This is a genomic window from uncultured Aquincola sp., assembly GCF_964001545.1.
GTDB lineage: Bacteria > Pseudomonadota > Gammaproteobacteria > Burkholderiales > Burkholderiaceae_C > Aquincola.
In genome coordinates, this window is sequence record NZ_CAXFDV010000840.1 from 1 (window position 1) to 3,919 (window position 3,919).

Consider the following 3,919-nt stretch of genomic DNA (forward strand, 5'->3'; position numbering starts at 1 on the left):
GAGCCGATGTGCACCGTGCAGGCATCGCCGCGGAAGTCGATCACGCAGTTCAGCGGCTCCATCGGCGCATGCGCCAGGTACGGAAAGCGGTACTCGGCGCTGATGCGGCGCGGCGCCGTGGCCAGCGCGCTGGTGTCGGCCACCTTGGCCTTCAGGCCCGGCTGGCGCGCCAGCTCGCTGTAGCGCTGCAGCAGTGCGTCGGTGCTTACCTTTTCCACGCCGTCGGTGTTCCAGGTCACGCCCAGCGCGTCGCGGCCCATCTTGGCCGTCCAGTAGCCATCGGCCACCACGGCCAGGCCGCTGGCGCCGCGGTCCAGCGGCACGCGCAGCACCTTGTGCACGCCCTTGACCGCCAGCGCCTGGCTGTCGTCCACCGTGGCCAGCTGGGCGCCGAACACCGGCGGCCGCACGATCAGCGCCACCGCGGCCTTGGGTGGCCGCAGGTCGATTCCGAAGGACTGCCGGCCGCTGGACTTCAGCGCCGCGTCCAGCCGGCGCGTGGGCCGGCCGATGATCTTGAAGTCGGCCGGCTGCTTGAGCACCACGCTCGCCGGCACCGGCTGGCGCATCGCCGCCTCGGCCAGCTCACCAAAGGTGGCGCGGCGGCTGCCGGCGCTGACCACACCGCCCGCGACGCCCACCTGCGAAGCCGGCACCTGCCACTGCTGCGCCGCCGCGGCCACGAACATCGCGCGGGCGCGGGCGCCCAGCTCGCGGTACTGCAGCCACGAGCTCTTGATGGAGTTGGAGCCGCCGACCATCTGGATGCCGAAGCCGGGGTCCTTGTAGGCCTCGCCGGCCGGCGCCAGCTCGGCGCGCACCTTCTGCCAGTCGGCGTCCAGCTCTTCGGCCACCAGCATGGGCAGCGCGGTGTGCACGCCCTGGCCGAAGTCCAGCCGGTTCACCATCACGGTGACGATGCCGTCCTTGCCCACGCGCACGAAGGCGCCGGGCTGCTGCGTGGGCTTGAGTTCGCCGGCCATGGCCGCGGCCACGGCGGCGCCCTGCGGCGCAGCGGCGGCGCCGTTCTCCGCTGCCTGCACCAGCGGGTACAGGCCCAGGGCAAATCCGCTGCTGGCGGCCATCTTCAAAAAGCTGCGGCGCTGCAGCGCCGGGGTGCGTGCCACGGTGGTGTCGGTCATCGTGGGCTCCTTCAGGCCAGGGCCTTGGCGGCGTCGTGGATGGCCGCGCGGATGCGGACGTAGGTGCCGCAGCGGCACACGTTGCCCGACATGGCAGCGTCGATGTCGGCGTCGGTCGGCTTCTTGTTCTGCTGGAGCAGCGCGGTGGCGCTCATGATCTGGCCGCTCTGGCAGTAGCCGCACTGGGCCACGTCGTGCTGCACCCACGCGGTTTGCACGGCCTTGCCCACCTTGTCGTCGGCCACCGCCTCGATCGTGGTGATGCGCTGGTGGGGGCCCACCGCGCTGATGGGCGTGACACAGGCGCGGATGGCCTGGCCATCCAGGTGCACGGTGCAGGCACCGCACAGCGCCGCCCCGCAGCCGAACTTGGTGCCGTTGAGCTGCAGCTTGTCGCGCAGCGCCCAGAGGATGGGGGTGGACGGGTCAGCGTCCACGGCCATGCGGCGGCCGTTGATGTTCAGTGTGGTGGTCATGGCGGTGGCTGTCTTGCGGAAGCCGCGAGTGTGCTGCGCCGCATTCGACAGCGATACACAATGAAACTGCATGCCCCATTAAGCAAGGCTTACGAATGAACCCCGAGATCCTGTCGGCCATGACGGCCTTTGCCCGCACGGCGGAGCTGCGCAGCATCAGCGGCGCGGCGGCGGCGCTGGGCGTGACGCCGGCCGCCATGTCGCAAACCATCCGCAAGCTGGAAGCGCGGCTGGGCGCACGCCTGTTCGAGCGCACCACCCGCAGCGTGAACCTGACCGAAGCCGGCCGCGCCTACTGGGAGCGCGTGGCGCCGCTGCTGGCCGGCCTGGCCGAAGCCACCGACGACCTGCAAACCCAGGCCAGCATGCCCGGCGGCCTGCTGCGCATCACGCTGCCGATGGTCACGGGCCAGTTGTTGATCGAACCCCTGCTGAGCGAATTCCACCAGCTGCACCCGCACATCACGCTGGAGCTGGCCTACCAGGACGCGCTGGTCGACATTGTGAAAGAGGGCTTCGACGCCGGCATACGCCTGGGCGAATCGCTGCAGCGCGACATGATCGCGCTGCCGCTGACGCGCGAATTCCGGCTGCGCACTTATGCGGCGCCGGGCTACCTGGCGCAGCACGGCACACCCCAGGTGCCGGCCGATCTGCTGCAGCACCGCTGCATCAACTACCGCATGGCCACCAGCGGCGCGCTGTACCGCTGGGAGTTTCTGGAAAAGCGCCGCATCGTGTCACTGGCGGTGCACGGCCCGCTGATCGTGAACCACTGGATGACGATGGTGGAAGCAGCCGCCCAAGGCCTGGGCCTGTGCCACACGGTGCCGGAGGCGGCTGCGCCTCATGTGGCGCAGGGCCGGCTGGTGGAGGTGCTGGCCCACTACAGCCCGAGCTTCGATGGCCTTTACATCTACCACCCGCGGCGGCAGCAGCTGCCGGTGAAGACGCGGGTGTTCATTGATTTCTTGAGAGGCCGGATGGGCCAGCCATCCAGGGAAACCGGCCTTCACCAGCCGTAGCGCACGGCCATCAGACCAATTGCATCGGGCGCATCATGTCGCAGTCCTCGTGCTCCAACAGATGGCAGTGGTACATGTAGCCCGACAAGCGTTGCCCTTCGACGTTGGTGAAAGAGGCACGCGGGTCGAAACCGGCTTCTTCAGCGGTGGGCAGGCGCACCAGGATGCGCGTCACGGCCTCGGCGGTCACATTGACCGTGTCTTTGCGGCCGGCTTCCCAGGCCGCAGGGGCAGTGGCTGCGGCGCTGGTAAACCCATCGACGGGCGGCGCCCAGTAGGTGGCCACCGGTGGAATCGGGTGCGCCAGCAAATAGGCCGCCATGTTCATCTTCTGGCGGTTGAGGATGCGCATCTCGGCCAGATGGATGTGAAACGGGTGCGACTCCAGGGTGGTGTTGACCACGTTCCACAGTTCCCACTGGCCCACCGCCATGTTGTCGGCCTCTTGCTCGAAGCGCAGGTTGTTGAGCCGCAGTTGCAGTGGCACCGAGTTGGTACCGCAGGCAATGTCGATCACCTGCGCCAAGGTCACCGTGCGCTGGCGCACCGGCACGATGCTGCTGGCGCTGGGCAACGCGGCCCGTTGACCCACGCCGCCGCGCAAACGCGTGGGCAGCGTGCGAAACCGCCCCAGTGTGGCGCGCACGTCGAAGCGCATGACCTCGGTGAATGAGCCGAAGATGAAACCGGCATTGGGCGGAATCGCCGTGTTGTAGACCACCACCGAGCTGCCCGCCCACGCATTGCTGAAATCGATCAGCACGTCATAGCGTTCGCCCGGCAACACCTCCAGGCTGGTGGTGGGCACGGGTGCGTTGAGCATGCCCTGGTCATTGCCGATGACATGAAATTTGGCGCCATTGGACATGGTCAAGGCGTACGGCCGCGAGTTGGCCGCATTCAAGATGCGGAACCTGTAAACGCCGCGGTCCACCGTCATCTTGGGAAATGCGGCGCCATTGACCAAGGACAGATCGCCAAAAATGCCGGGAAGCCAGCTGTTCTTGCCCAACAACGCAGGCATGTACTGGTACTTGCCCGAGAACATGTCGACCGCCTTGTCCTGCAAGGTCAGGGGAAGCTCACAGTCGCCACTGGGCAGGCCCAGGGTATTGCCCACGCCCAGGTCATACGCATCGCGCAAAAACAGATGGCTGGCCAAACCCGCGTACACGTTCAGCCGGGTCAAACCCAATGAGTGATCGTGGAACCACAAATGGCAAGCCTCTTGCCGGTGCGTGTACTGATAAGCCTTGGTTTGCCCTGGAAAAAACAC

General features: G+C 67.4%; 4 protein-coding genes. 1 reads left to right on the top strand and 3 read right to left on the bottom strand.

Annotated features, from left to right (window positions below; translation table 11 throughout):
• Together ABNT58_RS28985 and ABNT58_RS28990 are read right to left on the bottom strand one after the other, a co-directional pair.
• Positions 1-1,142 (bottom strand): molybdopterin cofactor-binding domain-containing protein (locus ABNT58_RS28985; RefSeq protein WP_348756812.1); only part of this gene is annotated, 1,142 nt, incomplete at its 3' end.
• Between the two features lie 11 nt (positions 1,143-1,153).
• On the bottom strand, positions 1,154-1,618 hold the full coding sequence (locus ABNT58_RS28990) for a (2Fe-2S)-binding protein (protein ID WP_348756813.1): 465 nt from the start codon (positions 1,616-1,618) through the stop codon (positions 1,154-1,156).
• Positions 1,619-1,713: 95 nt separating this feature from the next.
• Between ABNT58_RS28990 and ABNT58_RS28995 the strand changes: the two genes are divergently transcribed.
• Complete coding sequence (locus ABNT58_RS28995; RefSeq protein WP_348756814.1) at positions 1,714-2,643, top strand: LysR family transcriptional regulator; 930 nt, start codon at positions 1,714-1,716, stop codon at positions 2,641-2,643.
• Between the two features lie 10 nt (positions 2,644-2,653).
• Here the strand turns inward: ABNT58_RS28995 and ABNT58_RS29000 are convergent.
• Positions 2,654-3,919: multicopper oxidase domain-containing protein (locus ABNT58_RS29000; RefSeq protein ID WP_348756815.1), on the bottom strand; the 1,266-nt coding region annotated here is incomplete at its 5' end.